Consider the following 21,361-nt stretch of genomic DNA (forward strand, 5'->3'; position numbering starts at 1 on the left):
CGCCCCCCACGGCGCGACGAGCCCCGACCGCGCGACCAAGCCCCCGACAGCCCCGGCACAGAGGAGTGATCCGGCACATGGAACGTCAGAACGTGGTGTCCGCGGTGGAGACCGCTCTCAGCGAGGTCCTGGAGCGCGCCGTCACCGGCCTCACCGAGGACGCCCGGCTCTTCGAGGACCTGCACCTGGACTCCACCTCCGTCCTGGAACTGCTGATGGTCCTGGAGGACACGGTCGACATCTCGGTGGACCCGGAGGCCCTGGACATGGACGACTTCAAGTCGGTCGGAACCCTCACCGACTACGTCCTGTCCCAGGCCGACGGGGCATGAGGGAGACCGCGATGTCCATGACCCTCCAGGCCGCCGGCGCGGTGCTCTCCCCGCCGAGCAGGCCGTACGACGAGGACCCGACGACGCTCTCCTACTACCGCGACCTGGTCGAGCCCTTCGGCCTGGAGGTGGCGCAGGACCTGCTGCGCTCCGCCCCGAACGTCACCCACCGCGACCTCGTCGACCGGCTCGCGGCGATCGAGGGCATCCGCGACAGCGCGCCCGACCTGGTGATCGTGGCGCAGGCGCTGCCCGACGTGACGCCGTTCGTCGCCATCGCGCCCTACCTCGACCGGCTGCTCGGCGGAGGGTCCGCCAACAACCTCGGCATCGGCCAGCAGGGCCTGGCCGCACCGTTCACCGCGCTGCGGGTCGTCTCCGCCTTCCAGCGGGCCGGCCGCAGCCGTACGGCGGTGCTCGCCGTCCTCGAACAGACCACCCTGCCGACCCGGTTCCCGCTGGTCCACGACAACGGGCTGGTCGACTCCGGGGTCGCGCTGGTCCTCGGCACCACCGGCGGGCCCCGGGTCGCGGGGGTCGAGACGATCCCCGCCACCGAGTCGCCCCTCGACCGGATCGGGGAGCTCGCCGCCAAGGACCCGGCGGGCACGCTGGTGGTCACCGGGCCCTGGTTCGACCAGCGCGGGCTGGACCAGGACGGCCCCCGGCACCGGGTGGAGCCCGGCAGCTACTGCACCAGCGTCTGGCTGGCGCTGGCCCGGAACTGGCGCTCCTGGCAGCACCGGTACACCACGGTGCTGCTCTGCGACACCGACCCGCGCTCCGGCGAGAGCCACCTGGCCGTGCTGTCCTCGGACTCCGCCGAGACCGGGGCCTCCGGCGAGGGGGTGCTCTGATGCCGGCGGCGGACACCCTGCCCGGCACCGCGCCCGCGGGCCCTGCCGGCACCGACGGAGCCGAGGCCGCCGCGGCGGCCCTGCGGGACTTCGCCGCCGCGCTCGACGCCTGCCACGAGCAGGCCGGTCCGGGCGCGCCGGTCACCTCGCCCGGCGGCTGGGCCGTCGCCTCGGCCGGGCGCCTGCCGGAGGGCGCGCCGGTGCCGGGCGGCTCCGGCGCGCTCCGGGCGACCGGCTCGGGGACGCCGTCGCCGGACCGGGACCGGGAGCTGTTCGCCGACGGGTTGCTCCGGCTCCACCTGGAGCTGCTCCGCGAGCTGCTCGACGCGGTCGTCGTCCGGCTCGGCCACCGCACCTCGGAGGGCGCCAACCTGCTCAACCGACAGCTGGTGCGGAGCGCGGTGGCCGACGTCGCGCTGGCCCTCACCGAGGCGGCCGACCTGCTGGCGATCCCCGACCGCACCGCCGCACGCCGCCACCGGATCCACCGCGGGCTGGTGGACGCGGGCCGCGTCGCGATCAAGCTGTACGGCGCGAGCGGCTTCGTGGCCGACGGGCCCGGCCGGCTGCTGTACCTCGCCGAACTGCTCGGCAACACCTACCTTCTGCCGGACCGCCGAGAACGAGACGAGGACGGGAATGAGTGAGCCGAGCCCGCGCCGGACAGCCGCGCTCAGGTCCCACATCCGGGAGTTCGCGGGAGAGCTGCGCGGCATCGGCCTGGAGATCGACCGCGATCCGGAGGCGATCGACCGCTGGCTGCACCTCCCCGCCGTGGACATCATGCGCAAGGCCACCGTCCCGGTGGAGTACCTGGAGCAGCCCCTGCGCATCGGCGGACACACCTTCGACATGAGTTCGTGCCTCGAACACTCCATCGCCATCGAGGAGTTGAGCTACGGCGACGCGGGCTTCATGCTGGCCTGCCCAGGCCCGCTGATGTCCGGCGTGGCAGTCGCCGCGCTGGGGGACGACAAGCAGCGGCAGGCCTACTACGAGCGCGTGGCGGCCCCCGGGTCGACCTGGACCTTCTTCGGACTGACCGAGCCCGGGAAGGGCTCCGCCGCCACCGAGCTGGAGACGGCGCTCACCCCGGACGGGGACGGATTCCGGCTGAACGGCGCCAAGCGCTACGTGGGCAACGCCGCCTTCGCCCAGCTGGGCGTGGTGTTCTGCCGCCGGGCACCGGGCCCGCTCGGCATCGAGGCGGTGCTGCTGGACACCACGGCGCCGGGCCTGCGGGCCGAGCTGATCCCGACCGTCGGCCTGCGCGGCGCGCGGATCTCCGCGATCCGGTTCGAGGACGTACGGGTCGAGCGCGAGCAGATCCTCGGCTACGAGACGCTCAAGCCCAGCCGGCGCGGGCTGGTCGGCGCCATCCGGACCCTCCAGCGGTTCCGTCCGGTGCTCGCCGGGACGGCGTTGGGGCTGGTCCGCGCGGTGCTGGACCACGTGCGCGAGGAGCGCCCGCGGCTCACCGGCACGGCGCGGCTGCGGCTGGACGATCTGGTGGACGCCCTCACCGCGCTGCGGCACCGGAACTACGAGGTCGCCGCCGCGATCGACGCGGGCGAGGTGCGCGCGGACCGGATCGCCGGGGTCAAGACGCGCGCGGCGGAACTCGCCGAGCGCAGCACCCTGGCCGCCGCCGAACTGCTCGGCCCGGGCTCCCTGCTGGCGGATCCGCTGCTCGACAAGCTGTACCGGGACGCGCGGGCCTTCGAGTTCATGGAGGGCACCGGGCACATCCAGCGGCTGGCCGTCTTCCAGGGCGTGCTCAAGGGCACGTTCCTCCGGTGAGCCCGGTGAGCCCGGTGAGCCCGGTCTCCGCGAGCGCCGTGCGGGCCCGGTGCGTCCGGCCGCCGCGCCCGGAGGTGGGCTGACGGTGTGGATCGGTGTCGACGTCCTCCAGGAGGACGAGCTGGCGGCGCTGCTCGGCCGGCCCTGGTTCCGGGCGTACGCCTACGCGCCGGCGGAGCTGGAGATCGCGGACTCCTACGGGGCCGAGCGGGCCCGGGAGTTCCTCACCGGCCGGTTCGCCGGCAAGGAGGCCGTGCTGAAGGTGATCGGCACGGGCTTCGGCGGGGGAGTGACCCCCCGGCAGGTGGCCGTCCTGCGCGCCGCCGGCGGGGCTCCGGTGGTCCGGCTCGGCGGCCGGGCCGCACAGCGGGCCCGGGAGCGCGGCATCGCGCGCATCGGGCTCTCGATCACGCACAAGCGGGGCCTGGTCATCGCCGCCGCGATCGGGACACCGGACGGTGCCGCGGTCGACGCTCCGGCGCCGGTGGCCAGGGCCGGGCACCGGCCCCGGCCGACGAACGGACAGTGAGAGGAGGAGAATCCGTGCCGCGACCGTCACGACCGTCACGACCACCGGAGGACCGGCCCGCCCCGGGCCGGGGGCGGCGCTCAGCCGAGGAGCCGCTCCGCCATCCGGCGGGCCAGCAGGGCGGGCCCGCCGTCGCGCTCGCGCATCGCCGTGACGATGGCCCCGTCCATCAGCAGGGCGAACTGCGGGGCGAGTTCGGAGTGCCGGCTGTGCCCGGCGGCTTCGAGCAGGCGGTCGAGGAAGTCGGTCACCGCCTGCTTGTGCGCTCCCGCCAGCCGGTACACCTCGCTGGCGGGGTCGAATATCTCCGCCATGGCGTTGATGAACGCGCAGCCGTGGAAGTTGACGTCCGTCGCCCCCTCCGCCAGGGCGTCGAAGACCGCCAGCGGTCCGCCCCCGTGGGCGTCCACGGCGTCTTCGAGCCAGCTGCGCCAGCTCTTGTCCCGGCGTTCCAGGACGGCCGCCAGCAGGGCGTCCTTACTGGCGAAGTGCCGGTAGAAGGAGGCCCGGCCGACTCCGGAGACGGCCAGCAGTCTCTCCACGCCGACGGCGTGGATCCCCTCGGCATAGAAGAGCTCCTCCGCGGTCTGGAGGAGACGGTCGCGTGCATGGGTCGCCATGGGTCCACGGTAGCGGATCTTGACCGCAAACGGCACCGAGCGGTACCGTTCTCTTGAATAGAACCGATCGGTACCGAATGAAGGAGGGCCCATGGCCCGGCTGACCGCTTCCGACGAGGGAACAGCATTAGTGGACGACGACGCCGCCGGGGCGGCGAAGGCGAGGAGTGCGTGGCGAGCCGTCCTGGTGCTCGGCTTCGGTACCTTCGCGCTCGGTACGGACGAGTTCGTGCTCGCCGGGGTGCTGCCCGAGTTCAGCAAGTCCCTGGACGTCTCGATCGCCACCGCCGGCCAGACCGTCACGGTGTTCGCGCTGACCTGCGCCGTGATGTCGCCGGTCCTCGGCACCCTGACCGCGGGCTGGCCCCGCCACCGGGTGCTCAAGCTCGCCGTCCTGCTGTACATGGCGGGCGTGATCGCGACCGGGCTCGCCCCGTCCTTCGCGATCGTCCTGGCCGCCCAGGTGATCGCCGCGGCGGGCGCCGGCCTGTACATCCCCGCGGCCAGCGTCACGGCCGCCAGCCTGGTCGAACCCGAACGCCGGGGCCGGGCCATCGCCGCGGTGACCACCGGGCTGACGGCGGCGACGGCCCTGGGCGCGCCGATCGGCACCGTGGTCGGCAGCGTCCTCGGCTGGCGGGCGACGATGTGGTTCATCACGCTGCTGACCGTGCTGGGCCTGCTCGGGGTGCTGGCCCTGGTGCCCCGGGTGTCGGTGCCGGCTCCCGGCGGGCTGCGCCAGCGGCTCGCCCCGCTCGGCGACCGCCGGGTGGTCACCGTGCTCGCGACCACGCTGGTGGCCTTCACCGCCGCGTACATCGTCTACACCTACATGGCCGAGGTGTTCTCCTCCGCGACCGGCGGCAGCGGCACCAGGCTGGCGATCCTCATGTTCGCCTTCGGTCTGACCGGGACGGTCGGCAACTTCTACGCCGGCTCGCTGGTCGACCGGATCGGCGCCCGGCCGGTGGTGGGCGGCGCCATCGCGCTGCTGGCCCTCAGCCTCCTCGTCCTCCCGCTGTCCACCGGCACCTACCCGGCCGCGCTGGTCGTCATCGTCGCGTACGGTGTCGCGGCCTGGGCCATCACGGCCCCGCAGCAGACCCGTCTGATCACCCTCGAACCCGAGTCCGCACCCCTGCTGATCTCGCTCAACGCGGCCTTCCTCTACCTCGCCATCGCCTTCTCCGGCGTCATCGGGGCAGTCGGCATGAGCTCGATCGGCGCGAACCGGATCAGCTTCATCGGCGTGGGGCTGGCCGTGGTCGCCCTGGGCCTGTCCGAGCTGGCGCACCGGTTGTCCTCGCGTACCGCGTCCTCGCGCACCCCGGCGGCGGAGCCGTCGGAGGTCGATACGCACCACTGAAATGCCCTCGATCACTCGACGAAAGGCATGCCCGAGATGTGTGGAATAGTCGGCTGGGTTGACTTCGGTCGCGACCTGACCAGGGAGGGAGCGACCGCGCAGGCCATGACGGACACCATGGCCTGCCGGGGACCCGACGCCGAGGGCGTCTGGACGGCTCCGCACGCGATGCTCGGCCACCGCAGGCTCGCGGTGATCGACATCGAGGGCGGTGCCCAGCCGATGATCACTCCCGAGACCGGTCCGGACGGGCAGCCGCTGGTGGTCCTCAGCTACAGCGGCGAGGTCTACAACTTCCAGGAGATCCGGGAGGAACTGGTCCTGCTCGGCCACCGCTTCCTGACCCGGAGCGACACCGAGGTGGTGCTGCGCTCGTACCTCCAGTGGGGGAGCGAGTTCGTCCACCGCTTCAACGGCATGTTCGGCCTGGCCATCTGGGACACCCGGACGCAGGAGCTGCTCCTGGTCCGCGACCGCCTCGGCGTCAAGCCGCTGTTCTACTACCCGATCGACGGCGGGGTGCTCTTCGGGTCCGAGCCGAAGGCCGTCCTGGCCAACCCGCGCAGCACCGCGACGCTCGACCCGGACGGCCTGCGCGATGCCCTCGCCCTCGCCCGGGTGCCCGGCCGGACCCCGTTGAAGAACCTCTACGAGGTGCGGCCGGGCCACATCCTGCGGGTCGGCCGCGACGGGCTGCGCGAGGAGCGCTACTGGTCGCTGGAGACCCGCCCGCACACCGACGACCTCGCCACCACCGTCTCCACCGTCCGCGAGCTCATCGAGGACGCGGTGAGCCGGCAGATGGTCTCCGACGTGCCGCTCTGCGCGCTGCTCTCCGGCGGCCTCGACTCCAGCGCCCTCACCGCACTGGCCCAGCGCTCGCTCGACGCCAAGGACGGCAGCCGGGTCCGGACCTTCTCCGTCGACTTCGTCGGACTGGCCGGGGAGTTCAAGCCCGAGCAGTTCCGGGAGGCGCCGGACGCCCCGTTCGCCGCCGAACTCGTCCGCCACGTCGGCACCGAGCACCGCGAGATCCTCCTCGACACCGCCCAGCTCGTCGACCCCGGCGTCCGCGACACCGTGCTGCGGGCCTGGGACCTGCCCTACGGCATCGGCGACCACGACCCCTCGCTCTACCTGCTGTTCAAGGCGGTCCGCGAGAGCTCGACCGTCGCCCTCTCCGGCGAGTCGGCCGACGAGGTCTTCGGCGGGTACCTCTGGTTCCACGACCCGGTGGCCTCGCAGGCCGACACCTTCCCCTGGCACGCCATCAACCGGGTGCCGGTGAGCGAGCAGGCGACCAGCTTCCTCGACCCGGGCCTGGTCAAGTCCCTCGACCTGGCCGAGTACGTCGCAGACGAGTACCGCACGGCCGTCGGCCAGGTCACCCACCTGCCCGGCGACAGCGACCTCGAACGGCGGATGCGCCTTGCCAGCCACCTCAACATCACCCGGTTCCTCCAGATGATGCTCGACCGCAAGGACCGGATGAGCATGGCGACCGGCCTGGAGGTCCGGGTGCCGTTCTGCGACCACCGGCTCGTCGAGTACGTCTACAACACGCCGTGGGCGTTCAAGACCTTCGACGGGCGGGAGAAGAGCCTGCTGCGCCACGCCACCAAGGACCTGCTGCCGCAGTCCATCGTGCAGCGCCGCAAGGCCCCGTACCCCTCGACCCAGGACCTCGGCTACGACCAGGCCATCAACCGCGAGCTCGCCCGGATCGCCGCCGACCGGGACGCCCCGGTGCAGCCGCTGCTGAACCTCGACGCCGTCCGGGCCCACCTCGCCGCGCCGGTCGAGAACGCCTACTCCATGATGCAGCGCTCGGTGTACACGGAGCCCCCGGTCCGGCTGGACGCCTGGCTCAGGCTCCACGACGTCCGGCTCGACGGCAGCCTGACCGCCTGACAGCCGGACCGGACCGGCCCGCCGGAGCGCCGGCCCCGGCGGGCCGCTCGGGTCGACGCGAGCGGGCCCCGGGCTGATCGCATCCGATCAGCCCGGGGCCCGCTTCCGCGTGCTGTCCCGACTGGTCGTCGGCGCGGTGGCGAGGGGTCACAGCGTGGTCAGCTCGGTGAGGTCGGCGATCACCTCGGAGGCGATCACCGGGTCGAGTTCGGCGAAGGTCGGGAAGGTGCGGTTGCGGGGCCAGTAGTCGTCCGGGCGCCTGTCGAGCCACACCGTTTCCACCCGCTGCTCGGGGTACGCGTCGAACCCGCCGATGGCGATGCCGTCCTCCGGGGCGATCACCACGTAGAGGTCGGGCCCGATCCGGCGGGACAGCCAGCGCTCGACGCCGTTGTCCTGGGGCTCGCCGCGCCGCCAGCCGCGCCGTTCCATGCCGACCAGCCGGGTGGTGGGCAGCACCGGACCGTTCTCGAAGCGGGTCAGGCGGTGGCCGGCCCGCTCCTCGTCGCTCAGCGCGTACACCGGGCGGCCGAGCTGACGGAACGGCTGCGGGATCTCGTGGTCGGCGAACAGCTCCGACCAGTCGGCGAGGCCCTCGCCGAGCAGGAGCGGGTGCGCCAGCCGGACGCGGGCCGTGGCCGGCAGCGCGAACGCCTCGTCCCGGACGTCCGCCAGGGTGCGGTCCTCGGCGACGCGGAAGGCCGTCACCGTGCCGTCCGTCTCGGACAGCCACACCAGGCGGCGCACCAGGTGCCACAGCAGCGGATGCCCGATCAGGAGCCGGTCGAACTCCTGTGCCGTCCACGAGCGTTGGGTGACCATCGCCTCCTCCAGGCGCCGGACCTGGTCCCCCGCCACCGCGCGGACGTCCTTCTTCAGCGCGGCGAAGCGCTTGCGTTCGGCGGGCGCCAGCTCGGCGTCGTCCCGCGCCCCCGGGGCGGGCAGGTCCTTGCGACGGGCGCCGGCCGCGTCCAGCACGTACGGCTTGAGCTGCTCGTCGAAGCCGACCGTGAACGTCCGGGGGCCGTAGTCGATGACGGTGGTCCCGTCGGCGTCCAGCCCGAAGTCCGGGACGAGACGGTCGGACAGCTGCTCCCCGGTCAGGCCGAGACCGGCCGCGACCTCGGATATCTTCTCCTGGGCGCGGGTCCTGAGCGCCTTGAACCTCACCCGCTGTGCGATGCCGTGCAGGTGCAGCAGGGCCGTGTCGGTGCCGATGGCGGCCAGCACCTCCAGGCCGTCCACCGCCCGGTGGTGCGCCCCCTCGCCCGGCCAGGCGCGGAGCACCGGCGTCAGCCGGCGGACCGTCTCGTCGTCACCGAAGCGGCCGAGCACGTGCAGCGCCCACCCGTCCTGGGCCGGCATGCCGACCAGCCGCCACTGCTCGAACACCGCCCAGCAGAACTCCGTCAGCGACCGCGGCTCGCACAGCAGGACGACCTCGTCGAGGCCCGGGTAGAACGCCCCGGGCGAGGACAGCGCGAGCATGGTGAGCACGTGCCGCACCGCTTCGGCGGGAAGGGCGCCCTCGCCGCCGCGCAGCAGGAGTTGGGGCAGCATCACCGGCTCCGCCCAGTCGCAGGGCGGGGGCAGCTTCGCCGGGAGCGCGGTCACCAGCGGGTCGGCCGACAGCAGCGCGCCCACGGCTTCCTCCGCCTTCGGCCCGTACTCGGCGGCCACCGCGCGGACCGCCGCCGCGCCGTGGGCCTCGGCGATCACCCGCAGGGCCTGCTCGGCGCCGAGCCGGGCCGCCCCGGCCTTCCCGAGCGCGGCGGGCACCAGCAGCCGGGCCGCGTCCACGCCGTGCCGGACGAACCAGGAACGCGCGGTGCTCCCGGCCGACTTGAGGCGCACCAGCCAGTCCGTCATGGTCTCGGCCACTCGGGCGTCCAGGTACGGAAGCAGCAGGGGCGCGTGCGTGGACGGGCGCCCCACCGCGGCGGCCCGGATCGGTTCGACGGCGTCCGTCCCGAATCGGGCGGCGACCCGGCGCAGGGAGTCCCCGGAGTCCCAGATGCGCTCACCGACGCGCCACTGCGCGAGCAGGGGCCGGGCCAACTCCTCGTCGCCGTAAGCGAACAGCGCGAGCTCGGCGTGCTGTCCGCCGCGCAGCCGGGCGTCCTCGGGCTGCCCGATCCGGGCCCGGATCGTGGCCGCGACCCGCTGCCAGTCCTCGTCCGACCAGCTCGTGTACCAGGACTCGGAGGTCGCCGCCCACGCCTCGCGCTCACCCGGCAGCCACCGCACCCGCGATTCCCGCGGCACGGCGAGGCCGGTCAGCACGCGGGGCCTGCCGGCGGAGCGCGGCCGCGTCCACGGCGGGCTGGTGAACAGCTCCGGCAGCGAGTCGGGGCCGACCTCCGGCACCCGCTCGCCGAGGTCGGTGAGCGGTTCGACCAGGGCCGCCTGCTCCGGCGTCAGCTCCGGCAGCAGTTCGAGGGCCGTCGCGCGGTGGACGGCGACGTGGCCGGTGAGGAGCTGCCGGGCGAGCTGCCGCGCGGCCGGGTCGGTGGAGGCCACCGCGGCCTCGGCGAGCAGGCGCACGGCACGCCGGGGGAAGCGGCGCAGACCGGCCAGGAGGGCGGCGCGGGTGGACTTGATGCCGTCCTGCTGGGCCAGCAGCCCCCGGAAGCCCTCGTCGGAGGGGAGTTCGGCGAGCGCGTCCAGGATCCGCTTCTTGCCCTCCTTGTAGTGGTAGCCGGTGGTCAGGTCGTGCAGCATCACCGGTGCCGCGGCGCTGCCGAGGCCCTCCGCCACGGTCGCGATGATCTCGGTTGACCATCCGTCATAGCCCAGGCTCGGCAGTGGGGAGAGCTTCTCCAGCGGTTCCGCCGAGGAGAGCGAGCACAGCAGCATCGACCACTCGACGGCGGCCGGCCGGGAGCCGGACGCGACGCACTCCTCGACCCAGGCGGTCTCGGACGGCACCAGGTACGCCGCCACCACCAGGCGGGTCAGGTTGTTCCGGCAGCCCGCCAGGGCCTCGACCGTCGCGCGGTGGGTCTCCCCGTCGCAGGCCGCCAGCAGCGACCGGACCCGGTCCGCGGCGGGGCGGTACACGGCGTGCCGCTGGTTGGCCCCGCGCCGGACGCGGGGGTGGACGGACCTCTGGTGGATCCAGTCGGTCTCGACGGCCGTCGTGAACAGCTCGACGGTGGCCCTGGCCGCGAACGGCAGGCCGAACTCCGCGACCCAGGCGTCCACGGCGGCGCGGATCCCGTTGTTGCCGGGATACGAGAACACGGCGGCGAGCACCGCCGCACCGAGCGGGTCCCGGCTGCCGGACCGGTGGGCGCGGGCGGCCGCGACCAGCTCCGGGTCGCTGTGCTCCGAAGCGAGCGTCTGCTCCAGCCAGTCACCCACCTGCCGCAGGCCGTCGCGGTACGCGGTCACCGGGGCCTTGCCCGGCGCGGACGGCTTCCGGGGAATGCCGCCCCGGCGCGGGACCAGGGCCCGGCGCCAGGCGTCCGGCATGACGAAGACGTCCTCGTCCTCGGGACCGGGGGCCTCGGCCGTGGGCGCGGACACGCCGGGCCGCGCCACGGGCACCGGATCCGCCGCGGCGCCCGGCTTCGTGCCCGCCCCCGCGCAGATCTCGCGGTAGCCCTTGCGCTCCTTCTCGGCGACCGCCTTGGCGACGTGCGCCCGCGCCTCCTCCGCGGTCGGGAACGCCTTGACCTGCTCCCGGCCGTCCGTACCGGACCGCCCGTACCGGACGGTCACCGCGGCACCGTCGACCGCGGCCTCCCAGAACTTGTCCGAGCCGCCCTCGACGAACTCCCAGCGCCGCACGGCCCCGCCCCTCTCCTCGAACCGATGATCAGGAGACGAACGTTAGCGAGCCCCACCGACAAGTCCCCGGCCGGCCGCCGCCGCACTCGCCTGTTTCTTCGAGTAACAGGGGGTAGTCGGTGCCAGGGCCCAGGGGAGGTCGCGGGTGCTCGGGTACCGCTCTGCCGAACACCGGATGAACGGACGCTTGCCACCTCGGGAACGCGGGGGAGGGGCAAATCGATCAGTGTCACGACATATCGACCACCTGCCTGAATTTTTCAAGTTCCCTGACGAAGTCCACCAGGACCGTTGACACCGCGTAACGCCCCGAGTAGCGTCACTGATCACCGAGTTGATAATACGTATTATCAGCGATGGCTTCAGTAGCCCCGGAGGAGTTCCCCCGTGTCAAGGATCACGCAGCGTGACATCGCTCGCCTCGCCGGCGTCAGCCAGGCGGTGGTCTCGCTCGTGCTGAACAAGAGGACCGACGCGACGACCCGCATCGCTCCCGAGACCAGACAGCGTGTCCTCGACGTGATCCGGGAGACCGGGTACGCGGCCGACCCGGTGGCCCGCCGCATGGTGCGTCAGCTCAACCAGATCATCGGCGTGTTCACCTACGAATCGGTGTTCCCGAGCACCAGCGCCGACTTCTACTACCCGTTCCTGCGCGGCATCGAGGAGTGTGCCGAGCAGCTCAGGCGCGACCTGCTGCTGTTCACCAGCGCTCCGGTCACCGACGGGCGGCGCAAGGTGTTCCACGAGAACAACCGGCTGCGGATCGCCGACGGCTGCATCCTGCTCGGCCGGGACATCCCGCACGACGAGCTGGCCCGGCTGAACCGCGAGAACTACCCGTTCGTGGCGGTCGGCCGACGCGACGACGCGGGCGGCCCGGTGCCCTGCGTGGGGGCGGACTACGCCGCCGCCACCGAGCAGCTGGTCGAGCGGGCCCGGGAGCTCGGGCACCGGGAGTTCGCCTACGTCGGGGCGGGGGAGGGAGCGGAGTCCGCCGACGACCGGATGAACGGGTTCCGCGCGGGCACCCGGGGGAGCGGCCGGCACGAACGGACGGCCGGCCGATCCGCGGGGGAGACCCTGGACGCGCTGCTCGCCGCCGGGGTGACCACCGCCGTGGTCGAGGGCTACGGCGACGGGGTCGCGCTGATCCGGGCGGCCAGGGAACGAGGCGTCGACGTGCCCGGTGACCTGTCGGTCGTGGTGACCGGCGTACCGGCCGAGTCGCCGGACGCCGACATCGCGAGCACCGGCTTTCGCATTCCGCGCCGGGAGATGGGCTGGCAGTCGGTGGAACTCCTCGCCGCCTTACTGGAAGACGAGTCGGCCACCCCGCTCCAGCGGCTCCTGCCGTGCCACTTCGTCGAGGGACGGACCCTCGGCGAACCGAGAAAGGACCGTTTTGACTGAGATACGCAGCGACGTGCTGGTGGTCGGCGGAGGGCTGGGCGGCGTCGCCGCGGCCCTCGCCGCCGCCCGCGCCGGCCGGACCGTGGTGCTGACCGAGGAGTTCGACTGGATCGGCGGGCAGCTCACCAGCCAGGCGGTGCCGCCGGACGAGCATTCCTGGGTGGAGCAGTTCGGCGTCACGGCCGGCTACCGGGCCCTGCGCGACGGCATCCGCGACTACTACCGCCGGCACTACCCGCTCACCGAACGGGCCAGGGCCCGCCTCGAACTGAACCCCGGCGGGGGCTGGGTGAGCAAGCTCTGCCACGAACCGCGGGTCGCGGTGGCGGTCATCGAGGCGATGCTCGCGCCCTACCGCGCCGGCGGGCGGCTCACCGTCCTCCAGCCGTACCGGCCGACCGCCGCCGACACCGACGGCGACCGGGTGACCTCGGTGACCCTGACCCACCGCGACACCGGCGAGAAGGTCCACGCCACCGCCTCCTACGTGCTGGACGCCACCGAGACCGGCGACCTGCTGCCGCTCACCGGCACCGAGTACGTCACCGGCTTCGAGTCCGCCGCCGACACCGGCGAGCCGAGCGCCCCGCAGGTCGCCCAGCCGCTGAACATGCAGGCCGTGTCGGTGTGCTTCGCCATGGACCACGTCGACGGCGACCACACCATCGACAAGCCCGCGGACTACGACTTCTGGCGGTCCTACCAGCCCGAGGTGTGGGGCGGACCGCTGTTGTCCTGGCAGTACCCGCACCCCAGGACGCTGGAGCGGGTCGGGCACGACTTCAGCCCCAACCCCAGCGACGACCCGCTGGCGGTCATCGCCGACCAGCGCGTCAATCCCGGCAACGCCAACCTGTGGACGTTCCGCCGGATCGCCGCCCGACGCACCTTCACCGACGGCGCCTACGCCAGCGACATCACCCTGGTCAACTGGCCGATGATCGACTACCTCGAAGGCCCGGTCCTCGACGTCCCCGACGCCGCCCACCACCTGCGCCGGGCCAGGGAGCTGAGCTTCGCCTTCCTGTACTGGATGCAGACCGAGGCGCCCCGCCCTGACGGCGGCACCGGATTCCCGGGGCTGCGGCTGCGAGGCGACATCACCGGCGGCACCGACGGCCTGGCCCAGGCCCCGTACATCCGCGAGGCGCGCCGGATCAAGGCCGACTACACCGTCGTCGAGCAGGACCTCTCGCTCGCCGTCCGCGGGGAGCGGGGCGCCGTGCGGTACCCGGACTCCGTCGGCCTGGGCATGTACCGGATCGACCTGCACCCCTCGACGGGCGGCGACAACTACATCGACGTCGGCTGCAGCCCGTTCGAGATCCCGCTGGGCGCGCTCCTCCCGCAGCGGGTCGAGAACCTGCTGCCCGCCGGCAAGAACATCGGCACCACCCACATCACCAACGGCGCCTACCGGGTCCACCCGGTCGAGTGGAACATCGGGGAGGCCGCCGGCGCGCTCGCCGCCTTCTGCCTCGCTCACGGCACCCGCCCCCGCGCGGTCCGGGAGAACCCCGAGCTGCTCTCGGCCTTCCAGGACGAGCTCACCGCGGCCGGCGTCGAACTGCGCTGGCCCGACATCACGGGCTACTAGGCCTCCACGCACCACTGAGGGAGAACACCATGATGATACGTAGAGGGCTGGCCACGGCCGCCGCCGCGATGTCCGCAACGCTCGTCCTGGCCGCGTGCGGTGGAGAGGGCTCGGGGGACGACAAGGGGCCGGTGAGCCTGCGGATGACGGTCTGGACGTCCAACAAGCCGCACCTTCAGCTCTTCAACGAGATCGCCGCCGAGTACATGAAGTCCCACCCCGAGGTGAAGGACGTCAAGTTCGACCCGCTGCCGTTCGACAGCTACAGCACGGCGCTCACCACCCAGATGACCGGCGGCAACGCCCCCGACCTCGCGTGGGTCTTCGAGAAGGACGCGGCCGACTTCGTCAGCTCCGGGGCCCTGGTGCCGCTCGACGACACCCTGAAGCAGACCAGCGGCTACCAGTACGACGACCTGATCCCGAGCACCACCAAGCTCTGGAAGAGCGACGACAAGCTGTACGCGTACCCGTTCTCCACCTCGCCGTTCGGTGTCTTCGTCAACCGCGACCTGCTGAAGCAGGCCGGCCAGAAGACCCCGGACGAGCTCATCAAGGCGGGCACGTGGGACTGGACGACCGTGCTCGCCGAGGGCGCCGAGGTGCACCGCTCCACCGGCAAGGCCGGCATCGTGATCCGTGACTTCGAGTACAAGGACTGGGGCAACGCGGCCACCTTCTGGGGCGGCTGGAAGGCCGAGCCCTGGAGTGCCGACGGCAAGACCTGCACCTTCGACAGCCGGCCGATGGTCGACGCGATGACCACCCTGCACAAGGCGGCCTTCGAGGACAAGGCGATGCCGGGCCCCGGCGAGTCCGCCGACTTCTTCACCGGCGACGCGGCGATGACCATCACCCAGATCAGCCGGGCGTCACTGCTGGAGGGCGCCAAGTTCGACTGGGACCTGGTGCCGCTGCCGGCCGGACCGAGCGGCGACTACTCGGTGATCGGCCAGGCCGGCGTCGGCGTGGTCAAGCGGGGCGGCCACACCAAGCAGGCCAAGGACTTCCTCGCCTACTTCACCAACCCGCAGAACTCCGCCAAGCTCGCCGCCTACTTCCCGCCGCCGCGGGAATCCCAGCTCACCGCGGAGAACCTGGCCAAGACCAACCCGCTGCTGAAGAACGAGCAGCTCGAAAGCGTGGTCGTCAACGGCGTCAAGAAGGGTGTGGTCAAGCCGGGCCACGCCGGCCAGGCCGAACTCGCCCAGCGGGTCCGCGCCGGACTGGACCCGCTGTGGCAGCCGAACGCCGACGTCAAGGGCGTTCTCGGCGACCTGTGCAAGAACATCTCCCCGCTGCTGGAGAAGTGACCATGCCCGTCTCCCCGCGAACAGCGGTGGCAGACCCGCCCAGGAGCGGGTCCGCCACCGCGGGGCAGCCGACGCGACGTCCGTTCTGGACCCGGCGCCGACGTGACCAGCTCGCCGGTCTCGCGTTCATCTCGCCCCAACTCATCGGCTGCGCCGTCTTCGTGCTGCTGCCCATCGCCCTGGTCTTCCGGTACAGCCTGCACGAGTGGAACGTGCTGGCCGGCGACTTCCACTACACGGGCGGCGACAACTACACCCAGCTGCTGGACGACGCCAACCTGCCCGAGGTACTGAGGTCCACGGCCCTGTTCTCGGTCGGCCTGGTGGTGCTCAACCTCTCCCTGGCCCTCCTGCTCGCCGTCCTGCTCAACCAGAAGCTGCGCGGAATGACGGTGTTCCGCACGCTGTTCTTCTCTCCCGTCGTGGTGTCGCTGGTCGCCTGGACCATCGTGTGGGGCTTCCTGCTCCAGGCCAACGGCGGCATCAACGGCCTGCTGCGCACCGTCGGCATCGACGGACCCAACTGGCTGCGCGGCGAGGGAACCGCCATGCTCTCGGTCATCGTCGTGCAGGTGTTCAAGAACGTCGGTCTGAACATGGTGCTGTTCCTGGCCGCGCTCCAGGGCGTGCCCAAGGAGCTGTACGAGGCGGCCCGGGTCGACGGGGCCGGCGCGTGGATCCGGTTCCGGTCCATCACCCTGCCGCTGATCAGCCCGACGATCCTGCTGACGTCGGTGATCACCATCGTGGGTTCGCTCCAGGTGTTCGCGCAGATCGCGGTGCTCACCCAGGGCGGCCCGAAGCTGTCCACCACCGTGCTCGTCTACTACCTCTACCAGCAGGCTTTCCAGTTCCATCACTTCGGCTACGGCGCGACCCTGTCCATCCTCCTGCTGCTGGTCGTGCTGGCGCTCACCGTGTTGCAGTGGCAGATGCGCAAGAGGTGGGTCTTCCATGAATCGTAAAATCCCGCTGCGCGCCCGAGTCGCCATGTACGGCCTGCTCTGTGTGCTCGCGATCCCCTTCGTCTTCCCGACCTGGTGGATGGTGACGTCGTCGTTCAAGCCCATCGGCGACATCTTCTCCTACCCGCCGAAGCTCTTCCCGACCAACCCGACGCTCTCGGCCTACCAGGAGGTCTTCGACGGGCGCCCGTTCGTCCAGCAGTACGTCAACAGCCTCTACATCGCCGCGCTGGTGACGGTGGGGACGATGATCGTCTCCTCGCTCGCCGGGTACGCCTTCGCCCGCATCAGGTTCCGTGGCCAGAACGCGCTGTTCCTGGTGGTCCTGGTGGGCCTGCTCATCCCGAGCGAGGTCACCATCGTCCCGCTCTTCCAGATGTTCAACGACCTCGGCCTGATCAACACCCACTGGCCGCTGATCCTGGTGCCGGTGCTCGGCGCGCCGAGCGTCCTGGCCACGTTCATCATGCGGCAGTTCTTCATCAGCCTGCCCGACGAACTGGAGGAGGCCGCCCGGATCGACGGCATCGGCTACTTCGGCACGTTCCGGCGGATCGCCCTGCCGCTCGCCAAGCCGGCGCTCGGCGCCGTCGCGATCTTCACCTTCCTGCAGAGCTGGAACCTCTACCTGGAACCGGTGGTGTACCTCTCCTCGCCGGAGAAGTTCACCCTGCCGCAGGCGCTCACCCAGTACGTGGACTCCTACGGCGGGGCCATGTGGAACGTCCAGCTCGCCGCGGCGTCGCTGACCGCGATCCCGGTGCTGATCGTGTTCGTCATCGCCCAGAAGCAGTTCATCGAGGGCCTCGCCCACACGGGGCTGAAGTGAACGCCACACTCGGCATCGACATCGGCGGCACCAAGACGCTGGCCGCCCTCGTCGGACCCGACGGCGCCGTGCTCGACCAGGCGCGAGCCGACACCCCGGCCGCGCGGGGCCCGGACGCGGTGCTGCGGACCGCCGCCGACCTGGCCCGGCGCCTCGGCGGCGCCGGTCCGGTCGGCGTCGGCGCCGCGGGTCTCATCGACCCGGCCACCGGCGTCGTCCGGTACGCCACCGACTCCCTGCCCGGCTGGGCCGGCACACCGGTGGCCGACGCGCTGGCCCGGCGCATCGGCCGGCCCGTCGTGGTGGACAACGACGTCAACGCCGCCGCCCTCGGCGAGAGCTGGGCCGGGGCCGCCAGCGGTCACGCACACGTGCTGCTGGTCGCGGTCGGCACCGGCCTCGGCGGCGGCCTGGTCCGTGGCGGCGCCGTCGACCACGGGGCGCGCGGCGGCGCCGGAGAGACGGCCCATCTTCCGTCGCCGGAGGCCGACGAGCTGACCTGCGGCTGCGGGCGCACCGGACACCTGGAGGGCGTGGCCTCCGGCACGGGTCTCGCCCGCGCCTACCGGCTGCGCACCGGGGCGGACGTCACCGGCCGCGAGGTCGCCGCCCGCTGCGCCGCCGGCGACGCGGCCGCCGTGGAGGTCCTCGCCACCGCCGGCCACGCCCTCGGCCGGGCCCTCGCTGGTCTGGTGGCGCTGCTCGATCCGCAGACGGTGGTGGTGGCCGGAGGCGCCGGCAGAGCGCTGCTGCCGTACGCCCGAAGCGCGTATGCCGCCGAGCGGCTGCCGGTCCACGCCGACGTGACGCTGGTCCCGGCCGCGCTCGGTGACGCGGCGGTCGCCGTCGGCGCGGCCCGGGCGGCGATGACCCGGCGGGCCATGAGCCCGCCGTCCGATCCGGGGCCGTCCGATCCGGGGCCGTCCGATCCGGGGCCTGCCGGTCCTGGGCGGGCCGGTCCCGGTCCTGCCGGACCCGGCAGCCGGCCGCGGTCGGTCACCTTCCCGCGCACCACCGAAACGGAGCCACAGTGAACGTTCTCGACACCCTCCGCGGCGGCCTGGTGGTCTCCTGCCAGCCGCTGCCGGACGAACCCGCCGACCCGATGCGCGACGCAGCCGTGCAGGCGAGGGTCGCCGCCGCCGCGGTCCTCGGCGGCGCGGCCGGAATCCGCGCCAACGCCCCCGAGGACATCGCCGCCGTGCGGGCGGCGGTGGACGTGCCGGTCATCGGCCTGTGGAAGGACGGCCCCGGGCCGGTCGTGATCACGCCGACCGGCAGGCACGCCCGAGCCGTCGCGCAGGCCGGGGCGCACCTGGTCGCCATCGACGCCACCGACCGTTCGCGACCCGAGCCGTTCGCGGCCGTCGTCGCCGCCGCGCACGCGGCCGGCGCCCTCGTCCTGGCGGACGTGTCCACCGAGGCGGAGGGACAGGCCGCGGCCGACGCGGGCGCCGACGCCGTCGCCACCACGCTCTCCGGCTACACCCCGCACACCCCGAAGACCCCGGGGCCCGACCTCGGCCTGCTGGAACGCCTGGTCACGCGGCTGTCCGTGCCGGTGATCGCCGAAGGCCGCTACCGCACAGCGGACGACCTGCGACGCGCCTACGCCGCGGGGGCACACGCCGTGGTGGTGGGCAACGCCATCACCTCACCCCTGTACCTGACCAGGGAGCTGGCCCGGTCAGTTCCCGCTCACACCGACGCGAACGGAGCGCACCCCTGATGAGAAGACGCACGGTCCTGACCGCCGGAGCCGCCGTCCTGGCCGCCCCGCTGCTGGGCCTCACCCCGCAGGCAGCCACCGCGGCCCCCCGTCCGAGCCGCCGGATCGCCCTCGTCCCCCTGGACGACCGGCCCGTCAACGTCTACTGCCCGACCATGACCGCCGCCGTCGCCGGCGTCGACCTGGTACTGCCGCCGCGCAATACCCTCGGCCGCTTCTTCCAGCCCGGGGACGGCGCGGCCGTCGCCCGCTGGCTGGGCTCGGCCGGCGCCGACGAGTACGTGATCTCGGTGAGCATGCTCGCGTACGGCGGCCTGATCGCCTCCCGCACGGGCACGCCCACGCTTGAGTCGGCGCGGGCCAACATCGCGGCGATCCGGGCCCTGCGGGCGGCCCGGCCGAGCGCGCAGATCGTGGTCCACGACACCATCCAGCGCCTCGCGTTGACCCCCGGCAACCCCGACCTCGAACAGTACGTGGCCGCGCTGGTCGAGTGGGCCAAGCTGTACGACCAGGTGGAGAACCTCGGCCGGGAGGACCTGCGGCCCCGGCTCACGGCAGTGCGGGCCACCATCCCGGACGCGGTGGTCGACGACTACCTGAAGGCGCGGGCCCGCAACCACGAGGTCAACCGGCAGATGGTCGAGTGGGTCGCCGACGGCACCATCAGCCATCTGGTGCTCTCCGAGGACGACACCGCCCCGGTGGGCCTGGCCCGGGCCGAACGCGTCGAACTCGAAAAGCTGGTCGAGCAGTCGGGAGTCGGCCGGCGGGTCGAGGTCTTCCCCGGCGCGGACGAGGTCGACGCGCTGCTGGTCGCCCGGCTGATCGCCGCGGGCACCTCGCCCACCTACCGGGTGGAGTACGCCGGGATCTCCGGCGAGCAGTGGACGGCGGAACTCGAGGGCATCCCGTTCGCGGAGAACATCCGCCGGCACGTGAAGTCCGTCGGCGGCACCGTCGTCGACGGCCGCGCCGACCTGGTGCTCATGGTCAACACCCCTTCGGCGGACAAGGACCGGCGGGCGGCCGACCTCGCCGCGTTCGCCCGCCGGGTCGCCGGGCTGACGGCGGCCGGGGAGTCGGTCGTCGTGGTGGACCCGATCTTCGTCAACCGCGCCGACCACGACCTGGTGGCCGAGCTGGAACAGCGCGTCGACCTGGCCGCGCTGCTCTCGTACTCCGGCTGGAACACCGGCGGCAACGCCCTCGGTCTGGCCCTGGCCCACGGCACCGCTCGCTGGGCCTTCCTGAAGCGCTCGACCAGCGGAATGGGGGTGCCGGCGCTGACCGACCCGGGCCGGGCGCACGCGGAGTACCTGCTCTACCGGTTCGTCAAGGACGACCACTGGAAGAACGTCCTCCAGAAGGCCGCCTACGCGGAGGCCAGGTCCAAGGGGTGGAACCCGCTGAACCTGACGGCCGAGCAGAAGGCCCTCTTCGACGGCTGGGTCCGGGACCGCCTCGCCCCGGCGACCCGCCAGTACTTCACCGACCACTTCGCCGGCCACCGCCTCGTCCTCGGCTACCGCGGCGCGACCACCCGCACCGCCAAGCTCGCCGCCGTCAGCGGCGTCCACATCGAACTGCCCTGGGACCGCCTCTTCGAGGTGACGCTCGAACCCCACCTCACCCTGGCCTGAGAGGAGCGCGAACGATGCAGCACAACCGCCGCCGCAGTATCCTCATCACCGGCGCCGTCGGTCTCGCCGGGGCCGCCCACCTCACCTCTCCCGCCGTCGCGGCTCCCGGCCGCACCGCGCCCGCCACGCCGCCCGCGCCCGCGCATGGGAGGAGTACCGGGTACGGCTTGCCACGCACGCGCCGCGGTGGTCCGGGCTCGGGTGGCAGTACCACCGATCGGTGGAGGTGCCGTGGGGGTGATCCGGTGACGGGGTGGCCTCCGGCGGCCAGGTGACCTGGTGACCCGGTGACCTGGTGTCCCGGTGATCGCTGCCGGGCATCGGTTCGGCTGAGACCGCCGGCGTCGACAAGCGGCTCGACCGTGTTCGATGTGGTGATGTGAAGCAGACGCCGTCCCCCACTGGCGCACTCTCGTTGCCGAGAGCACGCCAGTGGGGGATGTGGGAGAGTCACTCTGCCTGATCCCCTGGTGGTGCCGCATGGCCTTCTCGTCAGTCGGCGGTCGGGTGGGAGACGGTGCGACGCATCGACTTGTCGAACCGGCCCGGGCGAGATCGCAGGCCTCGTCGGCCGGCGCGGGCCGACCTCGTCTGGGGCGCACCGTTGATCGGGGGCGGCCGTGCCCGCCACCGCGGTGGCTGGGCGGCCGTTCCCGGGACCTGAC

17 protein-coding genes are annotated in these 21,361 nt (G+C 72.7%); 15 read left to right on the plus strand and 2 right to left on the minus strand.

Annotated features, from left to right (window positions below; genetic code table 11):
- Positions 1-77: 77 nt before the first annotated feature.
- From ACIQOW_RS29710 to ACIQOW_RS29730, 5 genes are all read left to right on the plus strand, one after another.
- Positions 78-332 carry a phosphopantetheine-binding protein gene (locus ACIQOW_RS29710; protein ID WP_188300238.1) on the plus strand — a complete coding sequence of 85 codons (255 nt, stop codon included), beginning with the start codon at positions 78-80 and terminating at the stop codon, positions 330-332.
- 11 nt (positions 333-343) lie between these two features.
- Positions 344-1,189, plus strand: a complete 846-nt coding sequence (locus ACIQOW_RS29715; protein ID WP_401090055.1) for a hypothetical protein — start codon at positions 344-346, stop codon at positions 1,187-1,189.
- Positions 1,189-1,836 (plus strand): hypothetical protein, encoded by a 648-nt coding sequence (locus tag ACIQOW_RS29720; protein ID WP_401090056.1) that lies wholly within the window; start codon positions 1,189-1,191, stop codon positions 1,834-1,836. Before ACIQOW_RS29715 ends, ACIQOW_RS29720 begins: the two co-directional genes overlap by 1 nt.
- Positions 1,829-2,989, plus strand: coding sequence for an acyl-CoA dehydrogenase family protein (locus ACIQOW_RS29725; RefSeq protein WP_401090057.1), 1,161 nt, complete (start codon positions 1,829-1,831; stop codon positions 2,987-2,989). The genes ACIQOW_RS29720 and ACIQOW_RS29725 overlap by 8 nt, the downstream gene beginning before the upstream one ends.
- An 85-nt stretch (positions 2,990-3,074) precedes the next feature.
- The gene (locus ACIQOW_RS29730) at positions 3,075-3,518 is read left to right on the plus strand and encodes a holo-ACP synthase (protein ID WP_401090059.1); all 444 of its coding nucleotides are present in this window, start codon (positions 3,075-3,077) and stop codon (positions 3,516-3,518) included.
- Positions 3,519-3,598: 80 nt separating this feature from the next.
- On the opposite strand, the gene ACIQOW_RS29735 is transcribed toward ACIQOW_RS29730, so the two are convergent.
- A complete protein-coding gene (locus tag ACIQOW_RS29735; RefSeq protein WP_188299621.1) occupies positions 3,599-4,138 on the minus strand; it encodes a TetR/AcrR family transcriptional regulator in 540 nt (179 codons plus the stop codon).
- Positions 4,139-4,229: 91 nt separating this feature from the next.
- On the opposite strand from ACIQOW_RS29735, the gene ACIQOW_RS29740 reads away from it, so the two are divergent.
- Both ACIQOW_RS29740 and asnB read left to right on the plus strand, forming a co-directional pair.
- A complete protein-coding gene (locus ACIQOW_RS29740; protein ID WP_401090062.1) occupies positions 4,230-5,504 on the plus strand; it encodes an MFS transporter in 1,275 nt (424 codons plus the stop codon).
- A gap of 36 nt (positions 5,505-5,540) precedes the next feature.
- Positions 5,541-7,415: an asparagine synthase (glutamine-hydrolyzing) gene (gene asnB, locus ACIQOW_RS29745; protein WP_188299623.1), complete on the plus strand. Its 1,875-nt coding sequence runs from the start codon at positions 5,541-5,543 to the stop codon at positions 7,413-7,415.
- Positions 7,416-7,562: 147 nt separating this feature from the next.
- Here the strand turns inward: asnB and ACIQOW_RS29750 are convergent, their stop codons facing one another.
- A complete protein-coding gene (locus tag ACIQOW_RS29750) occupies positions 7,563-11,207 on the minus strand; it encodes a DUF4132 domain-containing protein (RefSeq protein WP_401090065.1) in 3,645 nt (1,214 codons plus the stop codon).
- Positions 11,208-11,594: 387 nt separating this feature from the next.
- On the opposite strand from ACIQOW_RS29750, the gene ACIQOW_RS29755 reads away from it, so the two are divergent.
- From ACIQOW_RS29755 to ACIQOW_RS29790, 8 genes are read left to right on the plus strand one after another with little or no spacing between them, the layout of a single operon-like run.
- Positions 11,595-12,620 (plus strand): LacI family DNA-binding transcriptional regulator, encoded by a 1,026-nt coding sequence (locus ACIQOW_RS29755; protein ID WP_401090067.1) that lies wholly within the window; start codon positions 11,595-11,597, stop codon positions 12,618-12,620.
- Position 12,621: 1 nt separating this feature from the next.
- Positions 12,622-14,217: an FAD-dependent oxidoreductase gene (locus tag ACIQOW_RS29760; RefSeq protein WP_401090345.1), complete on the plus strand. Its 1,596-nt coding sequence runs from the start codon at positions 12,622-12,624 to the stop codon at positions 14,215-14,217.
- 32 nt (positions 14,218-14,249) lie between these two features.
- Positions 14,250-15,530, plus strand: a complete 1,281-nt coding sequence (locus ACIQOW_RS29765; protein ID WP_401090347.1) for an ABC transporter substrate-binding protein — start codon at positions 14,250-14,252, stop codon at positions 15,528-15,530.
- A 2-nt stretch (positions 15,531-15,532) separates the two neighbouring features.
- Positions 15,533-16,495 carry a carbohydrate ABC transporter permease gene (locus ACIQOW_RS29770; protein WP_401090069.1) on the plus strand — a complete coding sequence of 321 codons (963 nt, stop codon included), beginning with the start codon at positions 15,533-15,535 and terminating at the stop codon, positions 16,493-16,495.
- Entirely contained in the window at positions 16,485-17,324 is an 840-nt protein-coding gene (locus ACIQOW_RS29775) for a carbohydrate ABC transporter permease (RefSeq protein ID WP_401090071.1), read from the plus strand. The genes ACIQOW_RS29770 and ACIQOW_RS29775 overlap by 11 nt, the downstream gene beginning before the upstream one ends.
- Complete coding sequence (locus ACIQOW_RS29780; RefSeq protein ID WP_401090072.1) at positions 17,321-18,358, plus strand: ROK family protein; 1,038 nt, start codon at positions 17,321-17,323, stop codon at positions 18,356-18,358. The genes ACIQOW_RS29775 and ACIQOW_RS29780 overlap by 4 nt, the downstream gene beginning before the upstream one ends.
- On the plus strand, positions 18,355-19,053 hold the full coding sequence (locus ACIQOW_RS29785; RefSeq protein ID WP_401090074.1) for an N-acetylmannosamine-6-phosphate 2-epimerase: 699 nt from the start codon (positions 18,355-18,357) through the stop codon (positions 19,051-19,053). Before ACIQOW_RS29780 ends, ACIQOW_RS29785 begins: the two co-directional genes overlap by 4 nt.
- The gene (locus tag ACIQOW_RS29790) at positions 19,053-20,696 is read left to right on the plus strand and encodes a DUF4127 family protein (RefSeq protein ID WP_401090076.1); all 1,644 of its coding nucleotides are present in this window, start codon (positions 19,053-19,055) and stop codon (positions 20,694-20,696) included. The genes ACIQOW_RS29785 and ACIQOW_RS29790 overlap by 1 nt, the downstream gene beginning before the upstream one ends.
- Positions 20,697-21,361: the final 665 nt, after the last annotated feature.

Origin of the sequence: Kitasatospora sp. NPDC091335 (genome assembly GCF_044757205.1) — a bacterium.
Lineage (GTDB): Bacteria > Actinomycetota > Actinomycetes > Streptomycetales > Streptomycetaceae > Kitasatospora.